The organism is Bacillus sp. EB V-12 (assembly GCF_056158125.1).
The window spans coordinates 352906-378882 of record NZ_JBUXJL010000001.1 but is presented as its reverse complement, the minus strand read 5'-3'; the positions used below and the strand labels follow the sequence as shown (position 1 = coordinate 378882).

Below are 25977 nucleotides of genomic sequence, written 5' to 3'. Positions count from 1 at the left end.
GATTAAAAAAAGATAAGGGAAACCCCTTATCTTTTTTTATTGCTATATTTTCTCTTCACTTTGTCACGTTCTGTTGCAAGTTTACGTTTATAGTTTGGTTTTACTTTTTTCGGTTTTTTAATAACTTTCGTTGCCATAACATCAAGTTCGTCATTTGGTTTTTTACGGCTCTTACGACGACGACGCTCACCTAAATCTGCCCACTCATCTCCACGTAAATCTACATGTTTAAACTCGATATGACGTTGTTTTTCTAAGCTATCTAACGCTTCTTCGTTTGCTGGATCATAAATCGTCACTGCAATACCAGAATGCCCCGCACGTGCTGTTCTTCCAACGCGGTGAACGAAGAAATCTAAATCTGATGGTAGCTCATAGTTAATAACATGGCTAATCCCTTCAATATCAATACCACGTGCTGCTAAATCAGTCGCAACAATATATTGGAATTCAAGGTCACGAATTTGTTTCATCATTTTTTTACGATCACGTGGTGATAAATCCCCGTGAATTCGTCCAACTTTTAAGCCACGTTCCATTAATCCATCAGCAACTTGGTCTGCCATCTTTTTCGTATTCGTGAAAACAACTGCTAAATACGGTTTAAATTGAAGTAGCATTTTATGCACTAAATCAATTTTATTACGATGTTTAGAAGGCACTAAATAGTGTTCAATGTTTCCAGCTGCAACTTGTTTTGGATTGATATGAATATGCTCTGGATTCTCCATATATTTCTTCAGAAACGGTTTTAGTTTTTGAGGAATTGTTGCAGAGAAAACTAACATTTGCAAGTTTTTAGGCATGCGTGCTGCAATTTTGTCTACATCATGAATGAATCCCATATCAAGCATTAAGTCTGCTTCATCGACAATAATCGTATTTGCTTTATGAACAAATAATGCTTGTTCTTCAACTAAGTCTTTAATACGTCCTGGTGTCCCAACTACGATATGAGGTTGTTTTTTCAATTTCTCAATTGAACGTTGTTTATCAGTTCCACCAATTAAACAACGTGCTGTAATCATTTGGTCTTCCGCACAAAACTTTGTTAATTTCACGATTTCTTCGTAAATTTGTTGTGCTAACTCACGAGTAGGCGCTGTAATAACAAGTTGTACTTCTTCACGACTTGCATTAATTCTGTTTAATGTAGGAAGTAAGTATGCATGTGTTTTCCCAGAACCTGTTTGGGATTGTCCAATTACACTTACACCTTTTTTCACGACTGGGAAAATTTTCTGCTGAATTCCTGTCGGCTCTGTAAAGCGTAGTTCACGAACTGCATCTATTAAAAATGGTTTAAAATCATACTGTGTAAAAGTTTGTTGTGTCATAAGTTACACCTTCTTTCTAAAATTTCTACTGCGCGCACAAATCAGTCAAGTCTACATTATATCGAAATCTACAAGTAAAATCCATCTTTAGTTTAGGTTTTCACTTCAAAAACTAACCTTCTTCCCTTTTATTGCATATTGTATGTGTATATACCTAACTGAAGAAAGGAGGATTTCTCACATGTTTCCGAAATCCCCTACAAGGCAAATGTATCCGAATCCAGGGCAGCAACCTTATACACCATATCCAATTCCACAACTACCACCAATGGCACAAAAAAAGAAAGGTTTTCTTGCTAAGCTTTTTAAAAAACACGATCCAACCGAGCCGTTTATGCAAATGGTTCCACCTTACCGACAAATGGAAGGGCAACCAATGATGCATCAGCAACCACCACCGCCGCAATATCATCAGCAATATCCGCAGCAATACCAGCAACAATATCCGCAGCAACATCCACAATATCAACCATACATGCAGCAACATCCTGAGCAAATGATACCGCCTCAAATGTATGAATCAAATGAAACGCGCGGCGGCGCAACTACAACTGCGGCAACAGCAAGCAGTGGCATCGGCAGTTTTTTTTCGAACTTAATTTCGAATCCAACTAATATGATAAATAACATCGAAAAAGTATCCCAAGTCGTTCAATCTGTAGGTCCTGTCGTCGAACAGTATGGTCCTATTATGCGTAGTCTACCAAGCATTGTTAAAATCCTCACCTCTGGAAAAAGCACGGAAGAAAATCAAACGGAAAATGTAACAGAGCCAGTTGAGGTAGAAAGTCCGCCTCCTGCACCTCAAAAAAAGAAACGAAAACGAAAGAAAATAGTGATTGAACCTGTAATAGAAAAAGAGTTACCGAAAGAACCAGTTCAACAAACAGCAACAAAACCAAAACTATATGTGTAACAATCCTTTGTTTTCTATCCACTCCTCCTTTATAATGTAAAAGACTATGCACAAAAGTATCCCTTGTTTAGAAGGAGAGGATTACTCATATGAAAATTGTTAAAATTTCCCCTCGTGGTTATTGCTACGGTGTTGTCGATGCAATGGTAATTGCACGTAACGCCGCATTAGATAAATCATTGCCGAGACCCATTTATATTTTAGGTATGATTGTTCACAATAAACATGTTACAGACGCTTTTGAAGAAGATGGAATCATCACATTAGACGGTCCAAGTCGCTTAGAAATTTTAGATAAAATTGATTCTGGTACTGTTATTTTCACTGCACACGGTGTTTCTCCAGAAGTTAAACAACGCGCAAAAGAAAAAGGTTTAACAACAATCGATGCTACTTGCCCAGATGTTACCAAGACGCATGACCTTATCGAAGCTAAGAAAGCGGAAGGGTATCATGTCATTTATATCGGTAAAAAAAATCATCCAGAGCCAGAAGGCGCAGTTGGTATTGCACCTGACATCGTTCACCTTATCGAAAGAGCCGATGATTTAAAAACATTAGAAATCCCAACAGATAAAATTTTAGTAACAAATCAAACAACGATGAGTCAATGGGATGTTCAACATTTAATGGAGGACATTCAAAAAAAATTCCCAACAGCAGAATTCCATAAAGAAATTTGTTTAGCAACTCAAGTTCGCCAAGAAGCTGTCGCTAAACAAGCTGATGTTGCAGACTTAACAATTGTTGTTGGTGATCCGAAAAGTAACAATTCAAATCGCTTAGCACAAGTATCACAAGAAATCGCGGGTACAAAAGCATATCGAGTTGCTGATGTAAGCGAAATTCAATTAGAGTGGCTACAAGGTGTAGAAAACGTAGCTGTTACAGCAGGTGCTTCTACTCCAACGCCAATTACGAAAGAAGTTATCGCTTTCTTAGAGCAATATAACCCAATGAATCCCGCTACATGGGAAAGAGTTCGAAAAGTACCGTTACAAAAAATATTACCTCGCGTGAAAGTGAAAAAAGAACAATAATAAAAACCGTTGCTTGCATGAGCAACGGTTTTTATTTTTCTTATACAAATATAAATGGATCTGTATGTAACTGCGAAGCATGAATGTGTACATTGAGTTTCTTTCCATCCACTTTTTCTTGTAATTGCTTTTGTACACCTTGTTTCATTACTTTTTCAACATTATGTCCTGGGTCAACTATATTTAAACCGAGCATCATCGCATCATGAGCAACATGATAGTACATGTCACCAGTTACATATACATCTGCTCCTTTAAATTTCGCTTGGTTTATATATTTATTACCATCTCCACCAAGTACAGCTACTTTACGCACTTTATCGTCTAACTTACCGACAACTCTTGCGCCCTTCACGTCTAATGATTGTTTCACATGTTCTGCAAATTGACCAAGCGTCATTTCTTCTTGTAAGTATCCTATTTTTCCTAGGCCTAACGTTTCACCTTTATTATCAAGCGGATACACATCGTATGCTACTTCTTCATAAGGGTGCGCCGTTACCATTGCTTTAATCACTTTCCGCTGTAATGAAGCTGGAATAATCGTTTCGATTCGCACTTCTTCTACACGTTCTAACTGTCCAGTTTCCCCGATATAAGGATTTGTCCCCTCTTGAGGTACAAATGCGCCTGTACCCTCGCTACTAAACGTACAGTGGCTATAATTGCCGATATGACCAGCACCTGCGTCTCCTAATGCATTCCTTACTTCTTCTGCATGAGTGACTGGCACAAACACAACAACTTTTTTCATTTCTTCTGCATATGTCGGTGCCAAAACTTCTGTATTTTGCAATCCTAACGCCTCAGCAAGTAAATCATTTACCCCGCCCTTAGCAACATCCACATTTGTATGCGCTGCATAGATTGCAATATCATTTTTAATACACTTTTCAATAATTTTCCCATACGCCTTATCTGTATGAATCGCTTTTAACGGGTTAAAAATTAAAGGATGATGAGCAATAATGACATTTGCCCCTAATTGAATTGCTTCATCCACAACTTCTTCCGTTACATCTAACGCAATCAATACGTGCCGCACGGGTTTATTAAGCGCTCCAATCTGCAGGCCAATCTTATCTCCTTCCATCGCCAAATGCTTCGGATACATACTTTCAAATAAAGAAATAATTTCATGGCCATTTGGAATTTTACTCATGATAAAACCTCCCCTATCATTTTCATTTTCGCTTCTACTTCCCCACGCTTCGCTTTTGTTTCTTCAGAATCAGCTGCACGTTCTAACTGTTTTAAAATATTTTGGAAGTTTTTTAATTCTCCTTCCCATTTTTCAACGAAGGCTTCACTTTTTTCTGTTATTAAAAATGGTCCCATAAACAATTCAGCTTGTTTATTTTCAGAGTAAGGCGCTGCAACATTTCCTCGCTCCCCTACTAAAATTTCGTAAATTTTCCCATCTTCTTTTACGATTTTTTCATGGATAAGCTCCCAACCATTCTCAATAAACCATTCACGAATATGATGCGCTGCAATATTAGGCTGTAAAATTAAACGTGTTACACCTTCTAATTTTTCTTTACCACTTTCTAAAATGTCACGAATTAACGCTCCGCCCATTCCGGCAACCGTAATTACATCTACTTCTCCTGGTGCGATAACAGCTAATCCATTCCCTTTACGCACATCTACTTTATCTTGTAAACCACTTTCAGCTACAGTTGCTTGCGCAGAGCGAAATGGTCCATCTACGACCTCTCCTGCAACTGCTTTTGTAGCAATATTATTTATAATTGTATAACACGGTAAATACGCATGATCCGATCCAATATCAGCGACTGTAGATCCTACTGGTATTTCACGTACAACTTCTTCTAATCGTTTTGAAAGCTTTACTTCATTCATGTATTTCCATTACTCCTTCTCTTGTCAGTCTGTCTCCATGATAATGAATTTATAGTAGTTGTTGCAAGCCCATAACAACAATTCACTGCTCTATCATTCATCGTATTTTAGAAAATATAGAAAAACAAGCCCTTTGCATAAGCAAAAGGCTTGTCATACGGAACTTTATTTTTTCTTCGATAACCAATCAGCTACTTTAGCGGCTTGATCAGCTGGAACTATATTGGCAGGCATATTGCCTTTTCCTTTCGAAAGAATTTCTTTAATTTCATCCTTTGAAAGTTTCCCACCAATTTTTTGCAAGTTAGGTCCAACTGCCCCTTGTAACTGATCACCATGGCAGCTCGTACAACTTTGCTTCACAATATCTTCTGGTTTTGATGCCGTTTGTGCTGGCTTCCCGCCATTTTTTGCATCAGCTAACTCTTTAGATTTATTTAGCCCCTGAAATGAAAATACAAACATAACGATAATACCCAATGCTGCAATAAGAGCGAACGGAATCAGCGGATTACGTTTCATATCTCTTCTCCCCCTTCTATATCCCTAAATAGTTAGATGATTCAGTCATTTCCATTGTACTTGAAAACGCTCTATCAGAAAAGAGTAAACTACCACTTGTTAAAAATATTCCATAAATTCAGTTTATTGTTTTTTATTGTCATATCGCTTATTATTTCGATAATTATTAACGTTTCTCATCATATTTTTCGCTTTTCTACATATATTTTTGTATAGAATAAACAAAATTAATCGAAAAATCGAAAAATGAGCATTTGCAAATCAAAAGACAATTCTGTAAAATAAATTACAAGAAATTGTAATCGTTGCCGATAGCTAAATTTTAACAAAAATTAACAAAATAAAAAAGTTTACTTCACAATGGTGAAGTAAACTTAAAAAATAACCTATTCTAAGAAATCCTTAAGACGCTTACTACGGCTTGGATGTCTTAATTTGCGAAGTGCTTTTGCTTCAATTTGACGGATACGCTCTCTCGTTACGCCGAATACTTTCCCAACTTCTTCAAGCGTACGAGTTCGTCCATCATCTAAACCGAAACGAAGACGTAGAACATTTTCTTCACGATCTGTTAGCGTATCTAACACATCTTCTAATTGTTCTTTTAGCAATTCATAGGCTGCATGGTCCGCAGGCGATGTTGCTTCTTGGTCTTCAATAAAGTCACCTAAATGGGAGTCATCTTCTTCACCAATTGGTGTTTCAAGAGAAACTGGCTCCTGTGCAATTTTTAAGATTTCACGTACTTTTTCTGGAGCAAGATCCATTTCTTCACCAATCTCTTCAGGAGACGGTTCACGACCTAAATCTTGTAATAATTGGCGTTGTACACGAATTAACTTGTTAATCGTTTCAACCATATGAACTGGAATACGAATTGTTCGCGCTTGGTCTGCAATGGCACGTGTAATAGCTTGGCGAATCCACCAAGTTGCATACGTACTAAATTTGAAACCTTTACGATAATCGAACTTTTCAACAGCTTTAATTAGACCCATATTACCTTCTTGAATTAAGTCTAAGAAAAGCATACCACGGCCTACATAGCGCTTTGCAATACTTACTACAAGACGTAAGTTTGCTTCTGCAAGACGACGTTTCGCTTCTTCATCGCCTTCTTCAATACGCGTTGCAAGTCGAATTTCTTCTTCTGCAGATAGTAAGTCTACACGACCAATTTCTTTTAAATACATACGAACAGGATCGTTGATTTTAACCCCTGGTGGTACACTTAAATCATTGAGGTCAAACTCTTCTTCTGTTTTTGAAATTTGGCGATTATTAGGGCCTTCTTCGTTGTCATTATCACCAACTAAGTCAATGCCTTGTTCACCCAAATATTCATAGTATTCATCCATTTGATCGGATTCAATTTCAAATCCATTCATGCGTTCTGCAATCTCTTCATATGTAAGAACGCCACGTTTTTTTCCGAGCTCAGTGAGTTGTTCTTTCACTTGCTCAAGGGTCATTTCAGTTTCAATTTGTTTAGAACGAGCTGGTTTGTCAGCCATCTGTTCCCCTCCTTACGCGAGATACAAACATTCATTATACTAAAACTTTATCAAAAAAGCTATTTTCTCGCTTTTTGATTTTGTAAATATGCTACATAATATTTAGCAGCCTCTACAGGATCTGTTTTTTCCATTTGTTTCACTTTAAAGATGATCTCCATCTTTTCAAGTTTTTCCTGATGCCGTCTAAGCGTCTCCAAATGGCCTTGTAACACTTCTTCTGTGTATTCTGGATTAATAAATTCATCCGTCGAAATATCAGTGATAATATTTTTCAACTTTTCATCAGAGAGCCAACTTAAAAATGTTCCGACTGAAGGTTCATTTCCCTTTTCATAATATGCGTATAGTTCATATAAAATCCCTTTATGTTCTTCTGTATGAAAATCTTCTATATGGGATTCCATACGAACAGCTACTTCTGCACTTTGCAACATATGGTAAATAATTTCTCTTTCCGCTCTTTCAAAACCTGTTAACTTCGGTTTTGTTTGAACGACTTGAGACGGTTTAGCAACCTGCTTTATTTGTTTTTGCTGTACCTTTTGTTCTTTGCGATATTGGTGCAATTGATTCAAAAGTGTTTCCATTGAATACGAAAATTCTTGCGATAATGACTTCAAATATGACTCTGCCTGCATCGCATCTTGTAACAACGATAACTCTTTTAAAACACTTTTCACATATTCTTCTTTGCCAGACTCATCTTGCAAATTTTTCCCTAAACGCAAATAATTTATTTTAAAACCAACAAAACTCACACTTGATTTCACAAGATTTTCAAAAGCAGTAGTCCCATATTGTTGCACATATTCATCAGGATCAAGCTTATCTGGCAAGGATGTGACTTTCACTTGGCAACCAACTTTTAGCAATAATTGCCCTGCTTTCATCGTCGCTTCTCGCCCTGCTTTATCACCATCATAGCAAAGAACAACAGTTTCAACGTTACGTCGCAGAAGTTTTGCTTGTTCTTCAGTTAAAGCTGTTCCCATTGTCGCAACAGCTTCTTCCACACCACTTTTTACCGCAGCTAGTACATCGGCATATCCTTCGAAAAGAACCACTTGCCCACGCTTTCTAATAAATGGTCTTGCTTGGTGGAAGTTATACAACAATTTACTTTTGTGAAAAATCGGTGTTTCAGGACTATTTAAATATTTCGGAGTGTCATCTCCTAACGCCCTTCCACTAAACGCTATCACCTTACCTTGTAGCGTATAGATCGGGAACATAACTCTTCCACGGAAGCGATCATAATGACTACCATCCTTCTCACTTCTTATTAGAAGGCCAGCTTGTTCCATAGTAGACAGCGATAAACCTCTTTTTTGTAAAATTTTCGTCGCTGCATCCCAAGCAGGTGATGCATAACCAATTTCAAACTTCTCAATCATCTCTTTCGTAATACCACGGTTTAATAAATATGAAAGTGCTTCATTTCCCTCTTCCGTATTTACTAATAAATGATGATAATACTTTTTCAATAATTCATGAGCTTGTTGCATGATGACAGTGTCATCAGATATGTCTTCTTGTTGTCCTTGTCCTGATGTGTACTCTGCAACCGCAATTCCATTTCTTTCGCCTAGCTTTTGAACAGCCTCGGTAAACGCCAGTCCTTCCATTTTCATTAGAAAGGAAAATACATTTCCACCTTCTCCACATCCGAAGCAATGAAAAATTTGCTTATCAGATGAAACAGAGAATGAAGGAGAATTCTCACCATGAAATGGACAAAGGCCGAAATAGTTACGCCCCTGTTTTCTAAGTTGAACGTATTCACCAATGACTTCTACAATATCGGATGATGTCCGAATCTGTTCAACAACTTCTTCGGGAATTCTGTTCCCCATAACTCCATCTCCGTGTCGTATTTTGTATTCGATATAAATTAAAAAATTCCTTTATAATTCGACAATATTTTTCTAAACTTGTTAGAAAGTGTTGCCGATTACATTGTATAAACGATTTTGAACCTTTCCTATAGGTCCTTTATCTGCATAAATCGCATATACATACTTGCTATATAAAATTGTATACATTTGCTCATCTGTTACAAATGTATCTCTTAGAAACAATACATATACACCTTTTTCCAAGAAGAGTAGCAAGCCACATATACTGTTTGATCTTGAGATCTGTAACTTTTTCATGTTGATCCATATAACAATCAACTCCATTTTGTTCAGTATCTACAATGATCCAATTGCCTTGCTATTTCCTTAAAGGATGAGCATATGATGCGACAAACAAAATTCCGACATGAAATTCCGCTCCAACTTGCACAATTTCAGCCTTCACGGGATATACATCTACACCAACTAATATGTTGTTGATGTTTTGCATATTTCTGTATTCTACATCCCTTCTGTGAATCCTTCCATAATGTGCGTTTTCTTGTATAGATTTTGTCGATTTAACGTAATTACATGTCTTTTTCGTAAATCCTATCCCTAGTTTATTCTGAAAAATTAAAGTCTAAACGTAAAATATAGGTTTTTATCACAATTTTTTATTATAATATATTTTCTTCAACTACGCTACATATCCCTTTATTTTTTCATCTTACATTTCAGGATGACAAACTCACACCTTGAATATACTAAAAGACAAAGGAGTATAAGTATAACCATTACACTACAATCTATTACAAAATCCATAGGTATCATATTTCACATGAGCGAAAAAAGCACATTCACCTTTGGTAAATGTGCTAAAACATTTTTTGGTTTTGCACTGCATTCACAATAATATTTGCTGTTTCTTCAATCGCTTTATTCGATACATCGATTACTTGGCAATTTATTTTACTAATTACTTCCTCAAAGTGATCAATTTCTTCTTGAATACGATTAATATTTGCATATGTTGCTCCATCACTTAATCCAAGTGATTTTAATCGTTCTTTTCGAATATGATTTAACTTATCTGGCGTAATTTTCAAACCGAAACATTTTTCTTTTGCCACTTGATATAGTTCTTCAGGTGGGTCAACTTCTGGCACGAGTGGTACATTCGCAACTTTCAAGCGTTTGTTATGAGCTAAATATTGGGAAAGTGGTGTTTTTGATGTACGCGAAACACCAATCAACACGATATCTGCTTTTAAAATACCTCGTGCATCTCTGCCGTCATCATACTTCACAGCAAACTCAATCGCTTCAATCTTTTTAAAGTATTCTTCATCTAACCTACGGACAACACCTGGCTCATATCTCGGCACTTGCCCCGTAATTTCTTCAATTTGATCAATAAGAGGGCCGATAATATCGTATGCCTCTACCCCTTCTTTTGCAGCCTCTGTTACTAAATACTGGCGCATATCAGGCTTAACTAACGTAAAACATATAAGTGCTTGATTACTCTTAGCAATCGAAATCACTTCTTTTAATGTCCCTGTATCTTCTACATACGGTACACGTCTAATATCAGGAGCAAACGGGAATTGCCCCATTGCTGCTCGAACAACCAAATCAGCCGTTTCTCCTACAGAGTCAGATACGACATATACGATTTTATTATCCATTACATTACCTCACTTTAAACAAATTACACTTATTCGTTATTTACTAAATTTACAAACGCACGTGTAATATTTGTTTTTGTAATTCGCCCAATCACTTCTAAACCTTGTTTCGTATCTTTTACAACTGGCATTGCATCAATCTGTCTTTCTATTAATTCCATCGCAATATCATATAAAGAATCCTCTCTACGACACATCGCAATGTTTGGCATCCTTGTCATGATAATATTAACCGGAAGAGAGGTTAAATCCTGCTTTCCTAAGCTCGCTCTTAATAAATCTTTACGAGACACAACACCAACTAATAGAGTCATCTGATCTACAACGAACAATGTACCAACGTCCTCTAAAAACATCGTACAAATTGCATCGTATACGGAAACATTTTTATCAATTACAACCGGTCTAGATTGATAATCTTGTACTTTAATTTTCTTAACAGCTTCAGATAATAGCTGCCCCCCAGTTTTACCCGTATAAAAATAACCTACGCGTGGACGTGCTTCTAAATAACCAGCCATCGTTAAAATTGCTAAGTCTGGTCTTAGCGTCGCACGTGTTAGACCCAATTGCGCTGCAATTGATTCCCCTGTAATAGGACCGTGATCTTTTACAATCTGAATGATATGTTCTTGCCGTTTATTCAGCTCTATGATAATCACCACCTTTAATGCACAACGAAAAAAGTTATACTATCTCTTAAATATTATATACTAAATATGCTATTCGAAAAAGAAAGTATGTAAAAAGGACCGTATACGGCCCAAAATTATATTTGAAACTTATCAAGTTGTTCTAAAAAACGTCTTGATTTCAAATAAATTCCGCAATATTCATCATAATATGTATTCAATACTAAACGCATTTGTTTTTTTGTGCTATCCTTTACCGATACATTTCCGAGCCTATGTAAATCGAAATGGAAGAAAAGGCGTAATAATTTATGAACAGCTTCTCCTACCGGTATACGATATGGGTCTTGCTCTGCATGACGTGAGCACAGAAAACCGCCTTCCCTTACGGAGAAGGCGACAAAGTCTGTTTCTTGATGACAAATCGCACATGTATCAAAGTACGGGCGCATCCCTAATACCGGAAGCATTTTCGTTTGATAAATTAATGATAATACTTCTGGATCAACACCCTCACACATATAATGCAACGTTTGATATAACATTTCAAATAAATACGGATTATGTTTTTTATCTTCTGTTGCTTTATCAGTTAACTCAACAATAAATGATGCATAAGCAGTTAAAAATATATCCTCGCGAATTTCTTTCATAGTTGAAATAATCTCGCCTTGTTGCAATGTTCCAAGCCCAGATCCCATTTGAATTAGAAAATGGCCATGTGTCATTAATTGCGACACAGATGCTAATCGGCTTTTCGGTTTTTTTGACCCTCTTGCCATTGCACTTACCTTACCAAGTTCTCTTGAGAATATTGTAACAATTTTGTTCGTTTCTCCGTAATCTGTCGTACGGATAACGATGCCCTCAACTTTTTGAAACATGTTCGTCACCATCCAAGGTTTGAACAAAACGGGTCAAGAAATTGGAGAGTCTAGATGCGCTAGCTCCTCTTCATGTTGATCCATCTCATCGTTTACGTCTTTTTCCATTTCTTTCAAAAGCAAGTACGTTTCAATACTTCCTGTTTTGGAGAAAAACTTCCAGGTAAAATCTAGCATAAGAATCCACCTTTCTCAATAAGCGTAGCCTATAAACCAATTTCCTTTGTTGTTATTAAATTGACCCATTTTGTCCATTTTCATGTGAGAAAAATTTTTCCTAATTTATCAAAGTTCATAAAAACCAATAATCAGTGGATGAACCAACCATCCACTGATTACAACTTTACTCTATTTTAGTACTCATCCTCGCGGAAACCTAGGTCACGAAGCTGAGACATTTTATTACGCCAATCTTTTTGCACTTTTACCCATACTTCTAAAAATACTTTAGAACCAAGTAGCGCTTCAATATCAAAACGAGCTCGCTTACCAACTTCTTTTAACATTTTCCCTTGTTTTCCGATGATGATTCCTTTTTGTGATGCACGTTCAACAACAATCGTTGCATTTATATAAACTGCCCCGCCCTCACGCTTTTGAATCGCATCGATAACAACAGCCACAGAATGCGGCACTTCTTCACGTGTTAAATGTAGTACTTTCTCACGAATAAGCTCTGCAATAATAAATCTCTCCGGATGATCCGTTACTTGATTCTCTGGATAGTATTGTGGTCCTTCTGGTAAATACTTTTTAATTGTTCCAATTAAAGCGTCCACATTATTACCGTCTAACGCAGAAATTGGTACAATCTCTGCAAATTCATGTAGTTTACGATATTGATCAATTAACTCTAGTAATTGCTCTGGATGAAGTTGGTCAATTTTATTAATGACTAAAAATACTGGTTGTTTCGTTTCTTTTAATTTCTCAATGATGAATTCCTCACCACGACCAAATCCTTCAACTGCATTAACCATAAACAGAACAATATCAACTTCTTTTAATGTCGTTTGAGCCATCTTTACCATGAAGTCGCCTAATTTATGTTTAGGTTTATGTATTCCTGGTGTATCAATGAAAATAACTTGTGCATCATTTTCTGTATATACACCTTGAATTTTATTACGAGTCGTTTGTGGCTTATCACTCATAATAGCAATTTTCTGGCCAATAATACGGTTTAAAAATGTAGATTTTCCAACATTCGGTCTGCCAATAATAGAGACAAAACCTGATTTATAACCTTTTCTATTCATGTAAATCCTCCGCTAAAAATGCTCCTGGTAACAATTCTCCGACTGTCGTCTCCTGAACGTCACCATGTAAGTTTGATAAGTATACTTTCGTATCCTGTTTACATAATTCTACCATAACTTGTCGACATGCTCCACAAGGAGGTACTGGGCGCTTTGTATCTGCTACAACCGCAATGGCTACAAATTCGTTATCTCCTTCAGAAACCGCCTTAAATAAAGCTGTTCTTTCAGCACAATTACATAAGCCATATGATGCATTCTCAACATTACATCCACGATATACTTTTCCACCGCGCGTTAATAATGCTGCACCTACTTGAAATTTAGAATATGGTACGTACGCTTGTTTACGCGCTTCGATTGCTTCTAGAATTAATTGTTTACTATTCATATTCCCGCATCCTTCCTGTTCACAGCTATGAAGAGATACACTCTCTCATTAAAGGCCCTTACAGCACTTCCAAAGCTTAATAAAAGCTTCGGAATGCAACTATACCATATACGGTAAAAAGATAATAGCACCAATTATAACAGCTATAATTGCAAACAATAAAACCGCTCCTGCCGCAACATCCTTTGCAATTTTTGCAAACGGATGAATATCGGCAGTCGCTAAATCTACCGTTTTTTCCACAGCCGTATTTACCATCTCTAAACTCATTACACTCCCTATTACAACAAGTAATATCATCCACTCTATTTTCGTAATATGGAAATAAAAGCCGCAGCATATAACAATGACTGCGGCTAAATAATGGATTTTCATATTTCGTTCATGACGAAAACAAAAGAATATACCAGCTATAGCATATCCAAAACTATCTATAAGTTTTCCTTTTTTCATCGTCCTAATCCAAAAGCTTCTAAAATTTCTTTTTGTCTTCCGAACATTTCTTTTTCATCTTCTTCTGTCATGTGATCATAACCAAGTAAATGTAAAAAGCCATGTAACGCCAAAAATCCAAGTTCACGATCGAAAGAATGTCCGTACTCTTCAGCTTGCTCTTTCGCCCTTGGAATAGAGATAATAAGATCCCCTAACATGCGCGGCATCTCTGCACCAACAATCTCCATTTCTCCTTCTCCCATCTCTTCCATGGCAAAGGATATTACATCTGTAGGTTGATCTTTATCTCGGTAATCACGATTAATTTCTCTAATGCGCTCATTATCTACAAATGTCACCGATACCTCCGCACCATCCTCGATATTTTCCATTTGAGCTGCTTTTTCTAACACTTCACGAATTAAACTCATATACTCTTCTTTTACTTCTTCTGTTTCATCAATAAAATCAATTAACAAACTCATTCTTTCTCCTTTTCTTCCGGAGGTTCCGGATATGTAATACGCGAATGGAAAATACCATTTAACGTTTCACACAACGTTTTTCCAACGATTTGTAGTTCCTTAAACGTCAAATCACATTCACTAAATTGACCGTCTTGCAGTCGATCTTTAATAATACTTTGCACCAAATTATTAATTTGTTCTGGCGTTGGGTGATTCATAGAACGTACCGCAGCTTCTACACTATCAGCAATACCAACAATTGCCGATTCTTTCGAAGTTGCTTTTGAACCTGGATAACGGAACATCTCTTCTGTATATTTTTCTTTATCTTCTTTAATAGCTTTATAATAAAAATATTTCAGTAACGTTGTACCGTGATGTTGCCCAGCGATATCAATAATTTCTTGTGGAATATGATATTCTTCGAGCATTCTTACTCCATCCGTTACGTGAGCAATTATAATATCTTTACTTGTTACAGGATCTAATTTATCATGCGGGTTTTCAATTCCCATTTGGTTTTCAATAAAGAATTGCGGTTGTACTGTTTTTCCTACATCATGATAATATGCCCCTACACGCGCTAATACACCATTTGCCCCGACTGCTTCACAAGCAGCCTCAGAAAGATTCGCTACCATTACACTATGATGATATGTCCCTGGCGCTTCTAACAAAATTCTGCGTAAAAGTGGATGATTTGGGCTTGATAATTCCATAAGCTTCATACTTGATACGATTCCAAGTCCACTTTCTAAATATGGTAAAATCCCCATAGCCAAAACGGATGATATAATCCCTGAAAGTGAAGCCATTAATAATTGCGTACCAATTTCAAGAGGCGAAAAATTCCCATTACGTAATAATAAGAGCGCCGCCAATACGACTACATTTAATACAGAAACGAGTATACCAGCTTGTAAAATCATTGTACGACGATTTTTTTCTCGCAAGAAAATACTAACCGATAACGAACTTAACAATACGTAAATCCCTACACTATAATTTAATGTACTCGTTACTCCTTCATTAAACATAATACTTCCGCATACAGAAAAAATCATACTCGTTAAAAAGACAAATCGATCACCAATCATTAGTTTTACAAGTATTGTTCCCATCGCAACTGGGACAACATATGCAATCCCTGCGTATTCAAGTTTTTGAAACAAACTAATGATTTTCATTAAGACGATTGTGATAGACAAAATTGTAATATACGCTAAAACATACGGTCTATCTTCTCTTTTTCTCTTTAAAAATAATTCAAATTGTTTATGCATAAAGTATAGTAACACACCAATGAGTACCGCTAATCCAACATAAGGTTGAAAACCGTTCCCTTTTTCTAACAAACCAACTAATTTCAACTGATTATACACATCACTTGAAATTGTTTCACCTTCTCTAACAAGAACTTGTCCTTGAAGAATATAAACAGGTGGAACTAAATCTTCCTCTGCTTTTCTCTTCTCTTTCGTTAAGATTGGGTCATAAAAATAGTTAGCTGAAATTGCATATCTTCCTAGCGCCTTAATTGATTCTTTTAAACCATTATCAACATTAACACTATTCATCTCACTTACATATCGTTCTTTCGCATCTTTCAATTCGTCCATTTTAATATGCTCAGTCATGATACTATTAATCGCTGTGACCGCAGCATCTTTCGCTAATACTAATTGGCTCGGATCTGCATTAATCAAATTCAGTAAGTTTGAATCAGATAACTCTTTCGTTAAGTCAGCGGGTAGTTTCTTTTTTAACTTGTCCACTTTCTCAGCATCAGTCATCTTTTTTTGATCATCCGGTCCAACAGCTTTAATCTCTTGCACCACTTCATCCACTTTAGCAAAGACGTCATTCACAATATCAACTTTGTTTTGTTTATACTCACTTTTATATGTATATTGATCTTCAACTTTTGTAGCGGCTTCTTTTTTCTTTTTATCCGTTGTAACTTTATCTTCAATTTTTATAGGAGAATGGATTGTCTTTTTCGCAATAGAATACATATTAACATCTAATTGTTCTGGTTTTACATTATTCATAAGCGCAAAAAACAGCACTGCTCCTAACACAACGTAAGAAATCCAACTTAGTTTTTTCGAATGTTGTAAATTACGAAACCACTTAGAAATTTCTTGAGATCTTGACATGATTTCAATACCTTCTCCTCTCCAGAAATAAAGTGAAACTATTTATAGCTTTCATTTCTTCTACCAAACGATACTTTGAGGCAATATTTTATACACTAGTACCAATAGTTTATTTTCCTTATCTTTCATGATAGTAAAAAATATGACGTTCGCCAACCTTATCATACAAAAAGAAATGATCCTGACAAATAGGATCATTCCATTTTATCATATGCCTCAATAATACGTTGCACCAATGGATGTCTCACAACGTCCGTTTGTTCTAATGTAATAAATGACAGACCTGATACACCAGATAAAATATTAGCAGCTATAGATAGCCCTGATTTTACCCCTTTTGGCAAGTCTACTTGTGAAGGGTCCCCTGTAATAACCATTTTAGAACTAAAACCTAATCTTGTTAAAAACATTTTTATTTGAGCACCCGTTGTATTTTGAGCCTCATCTAAAATAACAAATGAATCATCAAGCGTACGCCCCCTCATATAAGCAAGCGGAGCTATTTCAATTACTCCTCGCTCCATCATACGCTGCGTATATTCTTGTCCAAGAATATCATGTAAAGCATCATATAACGGGCGTAAGTATGGATCTACCTTCTCTTTCAAATCCCCTGGTAAAAAACCTAAATTTTCTCCAGCTTCTACAGCAGGTCTTGTTAAAATAATTTTCTTTACATATCCTTGTTTTAAAGCCCTCACAGCCATTACTACAGCTAAATATGTTTTTCCAGTTCCTGCAGGCCCTATCCCAAAGACAATATCATTCTTCTTCATCGCATGAATATATCTTCTTTGCCCCATTGTTTTTACACGAATGGATTTACCTTTTGCAGTCTTGAAAATTTCTTCCTCATATAACTCTTCAAATTGAGCAATTTTCCCTTGTTGTGCAAGCTGAATCGCATACGCAACATCTCTCTCTGAAATTGATATACTTTTACGAATTACAACAAGTAATTGCTGTAAGATTTTTTCTACGAGTGCCACCGTTTCAACTGCCCCAGATACATGAACAGTTTCTCCTCTAGTTACGATCGATACATTCAGTTCTCGTTCAATTACTTTTAAATGCGCATCATTAACTCCAAAAAGAGCGATTGCTTCGTTAGCATTTTCCAATTGTTGGTTCATTTCTACTAATTGTTCTGCCATTACTCAGTCTCCTTGAATATCGGATTCGGATATTGGTTGTGGCTCTGCAATATTTTCAACCACAGTATAATGCAATGTGACTTTTAGTTGATCCGCCTCAACCTCTTTACTCAAAATCTTATCACTTACAATCATAGCATGTTCATCCAATTTTTTCTTTAGTTCTTTTTCGGCCATCTCCTTCGCTACTTTCAGCGCTTGCTTTTCTGTATATTCTCGATTCGCTTCTTCTTCTTCTCTCACAACATCTTTTTCATATGCAATCGGCAGTGTAAAACCAAATAATTTCACATCATGCTTTACACTTTCAGTACGAGAGCGTTTATACTTATCATGCTGAAATCCCCATATTTTTATTTTCGTATCCCCGAATTTAAGAAAATGTTCATTGTATACATTACCAGTATACACTTGGAATTGCGTCTTTAACGGGACATCCACCTTAGATGTATACCACGTTTCGCCATATACAATACCTTTCGCTGAAACAATCGTCGGACTTTCCTCATTACCATATATTCCCGATACGAGAATCTGTCCTTTTTCTACATGATCATTTTTCAGTACAACCGGCTTTCCAACTTCTACAAACGTTTTTGTAATAATCGCTTCTTTTTTTGCTACTAAATTTTGTGGCCTTTGTTCCTTTTCTTTCTTCGGTTCGTTTTTTTCAACAATTTTAAAATGATAAGTCGTTCCCCTTACTTCTAGTCCCGCCCAAGTAATGGCATTAATATTATCTGTCAAATGGCGTTGCACATCTTCTACATTCGGCATTTGAAATTGTAGTTTCCCTTTTTTAATACCCATTTTATCCAATTCTTTCATCAATATATATTCTGTTTCAGGTTTAGCTCCTGTAATTTCAATTTTCCAAACCATATTTGACATTGCAATCACACCAAAAAAGAAAATTAAAAAACCAATTAAAAATCCACTGTTTTTAATTAAACGTTTATTCCAAAAAGGAAAACCATAACGTCCAATAAAATATAATTTACATTCATTTTTTCTATAAATTGGTTTTATTTTTTTCACATCGCGTAACAACATACAAAAAACTAACGTTTCATCAGCTATCTTTTTAACATCCCAAACTAATAAATTCCTCCGTACACATTCATTAACAAACCGTTCCGCTCCTCTACCTTCAATTCGCACTTTTACATATCCAAGCCACTTTATAAACCATTTATTTTTCATTTACCACCTTCACTACCTTTCTAAAAGTAGATATACTACTTTTTATTTGAAGCATTAAAATAGCTCGTACTAAAATAAAACAGAGTAAAACTGTAATCAGTCTCTATCAACGGAACTTTTACAGGATAAAGAAGAAAAACTTCACAAATGGAAGTTTCACTTCAATCACCTTTTTTTTCATTTTCTAAAAATGTTACTTGCTCAATTATCCCCTCGAGTAAAAGCTCTTCTGGAAGAATCGTTTTAATAACAAAGGATTGTCCTTTAATTAATAATTGACCGTGTTTTAAAAGCAATCGCACTTCTTTATCTGAAAACACTAATAACCCCCGATGATTTTCTATATAAATATGTATTTGCCCAACAAGAGTAATCCGAGGTAGATCCATTAATACATCCACTGGTAGGTCTACTTGTTTTGTCAACCAATTTTTCATTTGTTCTAATTTCTTCATCTCGAAAGACCCCCTCTCATCCCATATATATGTATTTCTTCACAAGTGCCTATCGTGTTATAACGACTTCACTAACATAACTATATTCTGCAAGAGTTCATATCATGTTAATTAAAACAGTCGCTATATGAAATCATATTTGTCAGGACAATGATGGATCAGAGGATGTTACCTTTAATAATAGAAGTATTAATACAAGAATATGCGCCCCTACAGGATATCAGTACAAGTTACATTAAGAAATTGAGCCTAGCAAGAAGTTGGAAACTTGAAAAAACCTGTTACAATTCGTTCTGGACGTGACATACTGACCATAGAATAAGTAGTTGTCATTCATTAGACAAATGAGATAAAATCCGAAAAAGGAAATTGCTCCACTCTGAATTTTGCGGTGTAAGTAAGAATATTTTATAGGTGGTTGTTATATGAATTTCAAAAAATATTAGGGTTCATTAAAAAATGAATTAATAAATGAGGAAATACGAAAGGAAATCGGCTTTGGTCAAGAAGTTTTGAATGTTATAAAACAAGTTACCGACAGTAATATCCAGCCATTTTATGCAACTGATGCAAAATCTAAAATAGTTAGAATCTCTTTCGTTACCTTTGAGGATTATGCTGAAGAGCAAGCTATAAAACTTCAATCTGAGTTTCAGAAGGCTCGGTACTTAGCTTTTATTCGCGAAAGAAGTTTTAGTCAAGGAAGTAAGAATAGGTGTAGAATCGGAATTATACAAGGAAATAATAAATTGAAACTTTAACTAGAGGGGTTTTTATCACTTACAGAAACGCCTTTTAAGCAATATAGCGTTTCTCCTTAATCAGAACAATAAAAAAACGTCTCATACGAAATGAGACGTTTTTTTATGCTAATAGCTGGATAACCAGCTTATTCACAAGTGATCCGTCTGTTTTACCTTTTACTTTCGGCATAACAGCAGTCATCACCTTACCCATATCTGCTTTAGAAGTCGCACCAACTTCAGAAATAACTTGCTTGATTACATCAACTAGTTCTTCTTCAGTTAATTGCTCTGGCAAATATGCGCTTAAAATCTGAATTTCACTTTGCAGTTTATTAACAAGGTCTTCACGACCAGCTTTTTTAAATTCAAGGAGGGAGTCCTTATACTGTTTTACTTCACGAGCTAAAACTGTTATTTCCTCTTCTTCAGTAAGAGTATGTTGCAGTTTAATACCTTCATTTTGTAAAGCAGCCTTAACCATACGAATAACGGTTAATTTTTCTTTTTGTTTATTCTTCATCGCTTGTTTCATATCATCGTTTAAACGACCGAGAAGACTCATAACTTACACCCTCTCTTAGAATTTACGCTTTCTTGCCGCTTCAGATTTCTTCTTACGTTTTACACTTGGTTTTTCATAAAACTCGCGCTTTCTTGCTTCAGCAAGTGTACCAGTTTTAGAAACCGATCTTTTAAAACGGCGAAGTGCATCCTCCAAAGACTCGTTTTTACGAACGACTGTTTTTGACATTCTCTTTCCCTCCCTCCGAAACATCACACTTACATACTAACTTCAGCATGCAAAAAGAAACACTTCTTCAGCATGTCTTTTACGATTATAATACATTTTATCACTTCAGGTCAACTATTTGGCAGAATAAAAGAAGAATAGAAGCATTTCCTTTTCAAAAGTTATACAAATAGCTAGTATCCTTCTTTCATGAAGACAACTATATTTTTATCATTTCAACTTTTTTCATACAGGGATGCACGAAATGCCTCTCCACCTTCTAGTACTTAACCGCTTCAAATAAAGAAAGCATGCAAACCGTTTCCGGTTGCACGCTCTTTTTTATGCGCTTGCTGATTCTTTTTTCACATCATCTTCAAGAACACGAACAAATTGCGCTTCGTTATATGGATAACCAGCTTTCGTAATTTTCACTTTCACTAGCTTACCAATTAATTCTTCTGATCCTTCAAATACAATTTTCAAGTAGTTATCTGTATACCCTACATATAACCCTTCACGGTCGCCGTCTTTAAATTGCTCTTCTGGAATGATTTCAAGCACTTCACCTTCAAACGCTGATGCATATTCTTTCGCTAATTGATTAGATAGCTCAATTAAACGATGAACACGATCATTCTTCACATCTTCAGGAACTTGATCTTCCATGCGTGCTGCAGGTGTTCCTGTACGTTTTGAGTAAGGGAACACATGTAACTCAGAGAAGCGGTTCTCTTTAATGAAATTGTATGTTTCCATGAATTCTTCTTCTGTTTCACCTGGGAAACCAACGATTACGTCAGATGTAATCGCAAGGCCTGGTAACGCTTCTTTCAAACGATCTAAACGCTCTTGGAAGAATTCCATCGTATATTTACGACGCATACGTTTTAATACAGTATTAGAACCAGATTGCAACGGAATATGCAAGTGACGTACAACTACTTCAGATTTATCTAACACTTCAATTACTTCATCTGAAATTTGACTCGCTTCAATAGAAGAAATACGAAGACGTTTTAATCCGCCTACTTCCGCTTCCATATCACGAAGTAATCCAGCTAAGTTATAATCTTTTATGTCTTCGCCGTATCCACCTGTATGAATACCCGTTAATACGATTTCTTTATAGCCTGCATCCACTAATTGTTGCGCTTGTTTAATAACTTCTTTTCCATCACGAGAACGCATTAAACCGCGCGCCCAAGGAATGATACAGAATGTACAGAAGTTATTGCAACCCTCTTGTATTTTTAAAGACGCACGTGTACGATCCGTGAAATAAGGTACATCAAGTTCTTCGTACACACGTGTTTTCATAATATTGCGGACAGCATTAATTGGTTGACGCTCTTTACGGAATTCTTCGATGTAACCTAACATCTTTTCACGATCCTGTGTACCAACTACAATATCTACACCTGGAATCGCCATAATTTCAGCTGGAGATGTTTGTGCATAACATCCCGTTACGCAAATAACTGCATCTGGATTTTGACGCACAGCACGTCTGATTACTTGACGGCTTTTTTTGTCCCCAGTATTCGTTACTGTACATGTGTTAATAACATATACATCAGCTTTCTTTTCATATTCTGTTCTTTCATAACCACCTTGTTTAAACAATTGCCAAATGGCTTCTGTTTCATAGTGGTTTACTTTACAACCTAACGTATGGAACGCAACAGTTGACATTGATCATCACCCCATCAATTCAAAATGATACGAAGCAGCACTTAACGCGTATAACGGCGCCGTTTCTGTTCTTAAAATTCTTGGTCCTAAACTACATGGTACAAATTTATGTTCACGAAGCGCTGTAATCTCTTCCTCAGCTAAACCGCCTTCTGGGCCAAATACAATCAATAGCTTTTGACCTGGTTTCATTGTCGTTAAAGCTTTCGCAAAATTAGATTTCTCGCCTTGTTTTGCTTCCTCTTCGTAAGCAACAAGACAAGCATCATACTCACCACTCATTGAAAGCAATTGCTTAAATGATGCCGGAGCATGTACTTCTGGAATTTCACTTCTATGTGATTGTTCCGCAGCTTCTTTCACAATTTTTCTTAAACGCTCAACTTTTTTATCAGCTTTTTTCGCATCCCATTTTACGATAGAGCGAGATGCTTGAAATGGTAAGAATGCAGCTGCCCCAAGCTCAGTTCCTTTTTGAAAAATTAACTCTAGCTTGTCTCCTTTTGGCAGTCCACTTGCAATCGTCACGAAAACAGGAAGTTCACTTGACGCCTCTACCCATTCTACAATAGCCGTATTAATAAATTCACTGGTAATTTCATCAATTGAACATACTGCTGTTTTTCCATTTACACAGCAATAAATATGATCACCAGCTGACATACGCATCACTCTTGCGATATGATGTACGTCATCACCTACAATGCGAATACTTGTCTCATTTACATATTTCTCTTCTACAAAATAACGTTGCATATAATCACCTTAGTAGAGTTTCGTTCCTTTCGTAAGTCAACACTTACGAAAAGAACGAAACGTTATCATTTTTCATATAACAAACGGCAAGTCCCTCACCTTATAGTGAGAGACTCCCCTTTTCATTATAGACTAAAATCTATATTACGCATTTCGTGCAATAATTGCTACCCAATCTTCCATTCGTAACACTTCTTCAATTGTAAATCCAGCTTTTTCTAGCGCCTCAGAAATTACTTTTTCCTTCGCAGCAATAATGCCCGATGTAATAAATAATCCACCTGACTTCACAACTCTTGCTGCATCTTCAGGGAATAATAGAATAATTTCTGCTAATAAGTTAGCTACGATTAAATCAACTGGACCTTCAATACCTTCTAAAAGACTATTTTGTCCAACAGACACGATATCATCTGTTTTATTTAAACGTACATTCATTTCTGCACTTTCAACCGCAACCGGATCTAAATCATACGCTTGAACAGAAGACGCACCTAATTTTGCTGCTGCAATACTAAGTACACCAGAACCTGTTCCTACATCAATAATGTTGTCACCTGGCTGTACTGTTTTTTCTAAAGCACGGATACACATCGTTGTTGTTGGATGAGTTCCTGTACCAAACGCCATACCCGGGTCTAATTCAATGATTTTTTCATCAGGAGAAGATGGTGTATATTCTTCCCAAGTCGGTACGATTGTGAATGTATCAGAAATTTGTACTGGATGGTAATATTTTTTCCAAGCAGTAGCCCAATCTTCTTCATTGACTTCGTTAACGGTAATATTTCCAGTACCAATTTCGATGTCGTAAGATGGAAGCACATCAATAGATGATTTTACACCTGCAATCGTTTCATGTAAAGAATCCGTTTGCGGGAAATACGCTTTTATTAATACACCTTCCGCCGGATATTCATCTGGGTTCAATGCATAAATTTCACCATATTGTTGCTCGCGCTCTTTCGTTAACTCCGCTGGATCCTCAATCGCAACTCCACTAGCACCAGCTTCATGTAAAATATGAGAGACAGCTTCTACTGCTTCTTCTGTTGTATGAATACTAATTTCTGACCATTTCACAATTTACCAACTCCATTTTTTATTTCCATTATTCCCCTTTGAAAGCACGTTTAAGCTTTCCGAATAAACTATCATCCTGCTCTTCTTGTCCTGCAAATTCACGTAATAAATCTTTTTGCTGTGAAGTCAATTTCGTCGGTACAACAACACGAACGACTACATATTGATCTCCTTGGCCGTATCCACGTACATTCGGAGCACCTTTTCCTTTTAAGCGGAATTCTGTTCCAGTTTGTGTTCCTGCTGGAATTTTCAGCTTCACTTTACCATGAACAGTAGGAACTTCCACTTCATCACCAAGCGCCATTTGCGCAAATGTTAATGGCATTTCGCAAATAATGTGATCTCCTTCACGCTCGAAGAATTCATGATTTCTTACATGAACGACAACATATAAGTCTCCTGCTGGTCCGCCATTTACGCCGGCTTCACCTTTTCCAGACACTCGAATTTGTTGACCATTATCGATACCCGCTGGAATTTTAACATTGATTTTTTTACGTTTACGAACTTTACCTGAACCGTGACATGTCGTACATTTTTCTTTAATAATTTGTCCAGTTCCTGAACAATGACCACAAGCTTGACGGTTTACGATACGACCAAACGGTGTGTTTTGTTCAACACTCACTTGACCAGAACCTGAACAATGTTTACATGTTTCTTTTGAAGTTCCTGGTTTTGCTCCACTACCTTTACAAGTATCACATGGATCTTCTACTGGAATTTCCACATTTAATTCCTTACCAAAAATAGCTTCTTCAAAATCTAAAGTGACTTGATATTGTAAGTCAGCACCTTGGCGCGGAGCATTTGGATCACGACGTCTGCCGCCGCCACCGCCAAAGAAAGAACTAAATATATCTTCAAAACCGAAGCCACCGCCGAAGTCTCCTCCGCCGCCAAATCCACCGAATCCTTGATTTGCACCAGCATGACCAAATTGATCGTACTGCGCACGCTTTTGATCATCACTTAACACTTCATATGCTTCTTGTACTTCTTTAAACTTTTCAATTGCATTTTCTTCTTTGCTTACGTCTGGATGGTATTTTTTAGCCAAACGACGATACGCTTTTTTTATTTCATCTGTTGAAGCGCCCTTGCTAAGTCCAAGGACCTCATAATAGTCTCGTTTACTCATAAATTTACAACCCCCGAATCTTTCACATAAACGTAATTTTAACACCGAAAGAAAGTGCTT

The 25977-nt window shown here is 36.4% G+C and carries 27 protein-coding genes; 2 read left to right on the top strand and 25 right to left on the bottom strand.

Annotated elements, in window-relative coordinates:
- Nucleotides 1–26: 26 nt before the first annotated feature.
- Nucleotides 27–1337: a DEAD/DEAH box helicase gene (locus tag ACZDYH_RS01965; RefSeq protein WP_000194017.1), complete on the bottom strand. Its 1311-nt coding sequence runs from the start codon at nucleotides 1335–1337 to the stop codon at nucleotides 27–29.
- Nucleotides 1338–1518: 181 nt separating this feature from the next.
- On the opposite strand from ACZDYH_RS01965, the gene ACZDYH_RS01960 reads away from it, so the two are divergent.
- Both ACZDYH_RS01960 and ACZDYH_RS01955 read left to right on the top strand, forming a co-directional pair.
- Nucleotides 1519–2253 carry a YqfQ family protein gene (locus tag ACZDYH_RS01960; protein ID WP_049107964.1) on the top strand — a complete coding sequence of 245 codons (735 nt, stop codon included), beginning with the start codon at nucleotides 1519–1521 and terminating at the stop codon, nucleotides 2251–2253.
- Between the two features lie 89 nt (nucleotides 2254–2342).
- On the top strand, nucleotides 2343–3293 hold the full coding sequence (locus ACZDYH_RS01955; protein WP_000706662.1) for a 4-hydroxy-3-methylbut-2-enyl diphosphate reductase: 951 nt from the start codon (nucleotides 2343–2345) through the stop codon (nucleotides 3291–3293).
- A 40-nt stretch (nucleotides 3294–3333) separates the two neighbouring features.
- On the opposite strand, the gene ACZDYH_RS01950 is transcribed toward ACZDYH_RS01955, so the two are convergent.
- From ACZDYH_RS01950 to dnaJ, 24 genes are all read right to left on the bottom strand, one after another.
- Nucleotides 3334–4455 carry a Nif3-like dinuclear metal center hexameric protein gene (locus tag ACZDYH_RS01950; RefSeq protein ID WP_139848820.1) on the bottom strand — a complete coding sequence of 374 codons (1122 nt, stop codon included), beginning with the start codon at nucleotides 4453–4455 and terminating at the stop codon, nucleotides 3334–3336.
- Nucleotides 4452–5159 carry a tRNA (adenine(22)-N(1))-methyltransferase gene (locus ACZDYH_RS01945; RefSeq protein WP_001006542.1) on the bottom strand — a complete coding sequence of 236 codons (708 nt, stop codon included), beginning with the start codon at nucleotides 5157–5159 and terminating at the stop codon, nucleotides 4452–4454. Before ACZDYH_RS01945 ends, ACZDYH_RS01950 begins: the two co-directional genes overlap by 4 nt.
- A gap of 165 nt (nucleotides 5160–5324) precedes the next feature.
- Complete coding sequence (gene cccA / locus ACZDYH_RS01940) at nucleotides 5325–5681, bottom strand: cytochrome c550 (RefSeq protein WP_000828141.1); 357 nt, start codon at nucleotides 5679–5681, stop codon at nucleotides 5325–5327.
- Between the two features lie 386 nt (nucleotides 5682–6067).
- Nucleotides 6068–7195, bottom strand: coding sequence for an RNA polymerase sigma factor RpoD (gene rpoD / locus ACZDYH_RS01935; protein WP_000764065.1), 1128 nt, complete (start codon nucleotides 7193–7195; stop codon nucleotides 6068–6070).
- A 59-nt stretch (nucleotides 7196–7254) separates the two neighbouring features.
- Complete coding sequence (gene dnaG, locus ACZDYH_RS01930) at nucleotides 7255–9051, bottom strand: DNA primase (RefSeq protein ID WP_000528223.1); 1797 nt, start codon at nucleotides 9049–9051, stop codon at nucleotides 7255–7257.
- A gap of 81 nt (nucleotides 9052–9132) precedes the next feature.
- Complete coding sequence (locus tag ACZDYH_RS01925) at nucleotides 9133–9276, bottom strand: hypothetical protein (protein WP_000479733.1); 144 nt, start codon at nucleotides 9274–9276, stop codon at nucleotides 9133–9135.
- A 635-nt stretch (nucleotides 9277–9911) separates the two neighbouring features.
- Nucleotides 9912–10724: a pyruvate, water dikinase regulatory protein gene (locus ACZDYH_RS01920; protein ID WP_000368944.1), complete on the bottom strand. Its 813-nt coding sequence runs from the start codon at nucleotides 10722–10724 to the stop codon at nucleotides 9912–9914.
- 29 nt (nucleotides 10725–10753) lie between these two features.
- Nucleotides 10754–11386 carry a transcriptional regulator CcpN gene (gene ccpN / locus ACZDYH_RS01915; protein ID WP_000583756.1) on the bottom strand — a complete coding sequence of 211 codons (633 nt, stop codon included), beginning with the start codon at nucleotides 11384–11386 and terminating at the stop codon, nucleotides 10754–10756.
- Nucleotides 11387–11493: 107 nt separating this feature from the next.
- On the bottom strand, nucleotides 11494–12240 hold the full coding sequence (gene recO, locus ACZDYH_RS01910; RefSeq protein ID WP_000487015.1) for a DNA repair protein RecO: 747 nt from the start codon (nucleotides 12238–12240) through the stop codon (nucleotides 11494–11496).
- A gap of 33 nt (nucleotides 12241–12273) precedes the next feature.
- Nucleotides 12274–12417 carry a YqzL family protein gene (locus ACZDYH_RS01905; RefSeq protein ID WP_000883924.1) on the bottom strand — a complete coding sequence of 48 codons (144 nt, stop codon included), beginning with the start codon at nucleotides 12415–12417 and terminating at the stop codon, nucleotides 12274–12276.
- A 176-nt stretch (nucleotides 12418–12593) separates the two neighbouring features.
- Nucleotides 12594–13499, bottom strand: coding sequence for a GTPase Era (gene era, locus ACZDYH_RS01900; protein ID WP_001080230.1), 906 nt, complete (start codon nucleotides 13497–13499; stop codon nucleotides 12594–12596).
- A complete protein-coding gene (locus ACZDYH_RS01895) occupies nucleotides 13492–13890 on the bottom strand; it encodes a cytidine deaminase (protein WP_017673539.1) in 399 nt (132 codons plus the stop codon). Before ACZDYH_RS01895 ends, era begins: the two co-directional genes overlap by 8 nt.
- A gap of 99 nt (nucleotides 13891–13989) precedes the next feature.
- The gene (locus ACZDYH_RS01890; protein WP_000715466.1) at nucleotides 13990–14343 is read right to left on the bottom strand and encodes a diacylglycerol kinase family protein; all 354 of its coding nucleotides are present in this window, start codon (nucleotides 14341–14343) and stop codon (nucleotides 13990–13992) included.
- The gene (gene ybeY, locus ACZDYH_RS01885) at nucleotides 14340–14810 is read right to left on the bottom strand and encodes an rRNA maturation RNase YbeY (protein WP_000054684.1); all 471 of its coding nucleotides are present in this window, start codon (nucleotides 14808–14810) and stop codon (nucleotides 14340–14342) included. The genes ACZDYH_RS01890 and ybeY overlap by 4 nt, the downstream gene beginning before the upstream one ends.
- A complete protein-coding gene (locus tag ACZDYH_RS01880; protein WP_000091509.1) occupies nucleotides 14807–16951 on the bottom strand; it encodes an HD family phosphohydrolase in 2145 nt (714 codons plus the stop codon). The genes ybeY and ACZDYH_RS01880 overlap by 4 nt, the downstream gene beginning before the upstream one ends.
- A 194-nt stretch (nucleotides 16952–17145) precedes the next feature.
- The gene (locus ACZDYH_RS01875; RefSeq protein WP_000840501.1) at nucleotides 17146–18105 is read right to left on the bottom strand and encodes a PhoH family protein; all 960 of its coding nucleotides are present in this window, start codon (nucleotides 18103–18105) and stop codon (nucleotides 17146–17148) included.
- Nucleotides 18106–18108: 3 nt separating this feature from the next.
- The gene (yqfD, locus tag ACZDYH_RS01870) at nucleotides 18109–19308 is read right to left on the bottom strand and encodes a sporulation protein YqfD (RefSeq protein WP_000792498.1); all 1200 of its coding nucleotides are present in this window, start codon (nucleotides 19306–19308) and stop codon (nucleotides 18109–18111) included.
- A 161-nt stretch (nucleotides 19309–19469) separates the two neighbouring features.
- Entirely contained in the window at nucleotides 19470–19763 is a 294-nt protein-coding gene (gene yqfC / locus ACZDYH_RS01865; RefSeq protein ID WP_000732269.1) for a sporulation protein YqfC, read from the bottom strand.
- An 864-nt stretch (nucleotides 19764–20627) separates the two neighbouring features.
- Nucleotides 20628–21071 carry a GatB/YqeY domain-containing protein gene (locus ACZDYH_RS01860; RefSeq protein ID WP_000054562.1) on the bottom strand — a complete coding sequence of 148 codons (444 nt, stop codon included), beginning with the start codon at nucleotides 21069–21071 and terminating at the stop codon, nucleotides 20628–20630.
- 15 nt (nucleotides 21072–21086) lie between these two features.
- Complete coding sequence (rpsU, locus tag ACZDYH_RS01855) at nucleotides 21087–21260, bottom strand: 30S ribosomal protein S21 (protein WP_000048061.1); 174 nt, start codon at nucleotides 21258–21260, stop codon at nucleotides 21087–21089.
- 321 nt (nucleotides 21261–21581) lie between these two features.
- Entirely contained in the window at nucleotides 21582–22934 is a 1353-nt protein-coding gene (gene mtaB, locus ACZDYH_RS01850; RefSeq protein ID WP_000108679.1) for a tRNA (N(6)-L-threonylcarbamoyladenosine(37)-C(2))-methylthiotransferase MtaB, read from the bottom strand.
- Nucleotides 22935–22940: 6 nt separating this feature from the next.
- A complete protein-coding gene (locus tag ACZDYH_RS01845; protein WP_001190154.1) occupies nucleotides 22941–23690 on the bottom strand; it encodes a 16S rRNA (uracil(1498)-N(3))-methyltransferase in 750 nt (249 codons plus the stop codon).
- 144 nt (nucleotides 23691–23834) lie between these two features.
- Entirely contained in the window at nucleotides 23835–24773 is a 939-nt protein-coding gene (gene prmA, locus ACZDYH_RS01840; RefSeq protein WP_000872101.1) for a 50S ribosomal protein L11 methyltransferase, read from the bottom strand.
- Between the two features lie 28 nt (nucleotides 24774–24801).
- A complete protein-coding gene (dnaJ, locus tag ACZDYH_RS01835) occupies nucleotides 24802–25917 on the bottom strand; it encodes a chaperone protein DnaJ (protein WP_000043947.1) in 1116 nt (371 codons plus the stop codon).
- Nucleotides 25918–25977 lie beyond the last annotated feature (60 nt).

What these genes read in the sequence shown, in the direction of transcription:
- ACZDYH_RS01965 (WP_000194017.1), bottom strand. Translation starts at nt 1,337, where the DNA reads ATGACACAACAAACTTTTACACAGTATGATTTTAAACCATTTTTAATA.
- ACZDYH_RS01960 (WP_049107964.1), top strand. Translation starts at nt 1,519, where the DNA reads ATGTTTCCGAAATCCCCTACAAGGCAAATGTATCCGAATCCAGGGCAG.
- ACZDYH_RS01955 (WP_000706662.1), top strand. Translation starts at nt 2,343, where the DNA reads ATGAAAATTGTTAAAATTTCCCCTCGTGGTTATTGCTACGGTGTTGTC.
- ACZDYH_RS01950 (WP_139848820.1), bottom strand. Translation starts at nt 4,455, where the DNA reads ATGAGTAAAATTCCAAATGGCCATGAAATTATTTCTTTATTTGAAAGT.
- ACZDYH_RS01945 (WP_001006542.1), bottom strand. Translation starts at nt 5,159, where the DNA reads ATGAATGAAGTAAAGCTTTCAAAACGATTAGAAGAAGTTGTACGTGAA.
- cccA (WP_000828141.1), bottom strand. Translation starts at nt 5,681, where the DNA reads ATGAAACGTAATCCGCTGATTCCGTTCGCTCTTATTGCAGCATTGGGT.
- rpoD (WP_000764065.1), bottom strand. Translation starts at nt 7,195, where the DNA reads ATGGCTGACAAACCAGCTCGTTCTAAACAAATTGAAACTGAAATGACC.
- dnaG (WP_000528223.1), bottom strand. Translation starts at nt 9,051, where the DNA reads ATGGGGAACAGAATTCCCGAAGAAGTTGTTGAACAGATTCGGACATCA.
- ACZDYH_RS01920 (WP_000368944.1), bottom strand. Translation starts at nt 10,724, where the DNA reads ATGGATAATAAAATCGTATATGTCGTATCTGACTCTGTAGGAGAAACG.
- recO (WP_000487015.1), bottom strand. Translation starts at nt 12,240, where the DNA reads ATGTTTCAAAAAGTTGAGGGCATCGTTATCCGTACGACAGATTACGGA.
- ACZDYH_RS01905 (WP_000883924.1), bottom strand. Translation starts at nt 12,417, where the DNA reads ATGCTAGATTTTACCTGGAAGTTTTTCTCCAAAACAGGAAGTATTGAA.
- era (WP_001080230.1), bottom strand. Translation starts at nt 13,499, where the DNA reads ATGAATAGAAAAGGTTATAAATCAGGTTTTGTCTCTATTATTGGCAGA.
- ACZDYH_RS01895 (WP_017673539.1), bottom strand. Translation starts at nt 13,890, where the DNA reads ATGAATAGTAAACAATTAATTCTAGAAGCAATCGAAGCGCGTAAACAA.
- ACZDYH_RS01890 (WP_000715466.1), bottom strand. Translation starts at nt 14,343, where the DNA reads ATGAAAAAAGGAAAACTTATAGATAGTTTTGGATATGCTATAGCTGGT.
- ybeY (WP_000054684.1), bottom strand. Translation starts at nt 14,810, where the DNA reads ATGAGTTTGTTAATTGATTTTATTGATGAAACAGAAGAAGTAAAAGAA.
- ACZDYH_RS01880 (WP_000091509.1), bottom strand. Translation starts at nt 16,951, where the DNA reads ATGTCAAGATCTCAAGAAATTTCTAAGTGGTTTCGTAATTTACAACAT.
- ACZDYH_RS01875 (WP_000840501.1), bottom strand. Translation starts at nt 18,105, where the DNA reads ATGGCAGAACAATTAGTAGAAATGAACCAACAATTGGAAAATGCTAAC.
- yqfD (WP_000792498.1), bottom strand. Translation starts at nt 19,308, where the DNA reads ATGAAAAATAAATGGTTTATAAAGTGGCTTGGATATGTAAAAGTGCGA.
- yqfC (WP_000732269.1), bottom strand. Translation starts at nt 19,763, where the DNA reads ATGAAGAAATTAGAACAAATGAAAAATTGGTTGACAAAACAAGTAGAC.
- ACZDYH_RS01860 (WP_000054562.1), bottom strand. Translation starts at nt 21,071, where the DNA reads ATGAGTCTTCTCGGTCGTTTAAACGATGATATGAAACAAGCGATGAAG.
- rpsU (WP_000048061.1), bottom strand. Translation starts at nt 21,260, where the DNA reads ATGTCAAAAACAGTCGTTCGTAAAAACGAGTCTTTGGAGGATGCACTT.
- mtaB (WP_000108679.1), bottom strand. Translation starts at nt 22,934, where the DNA reads ATGTCAACTGTTGCGTTCCATACGTTAGGTTGTAAAGTAAACCACTAT.
- ACZDYH_RS01845 (WP_001190154.1), bottom strand. Translation starts at nt 23,690, where the DNA reads ATGCAACGTTATTTTGTAGAAGAGAAATATGTAAATGAGACAAGTATT.
- dnaJ (WP_000043947.1), bottom strand. Translation starts at nt 25,917, where the DNA reads ATGAGTAAACGAGACTATTATGAGGTCCTTGGACTTAGCAAGGGCGCT.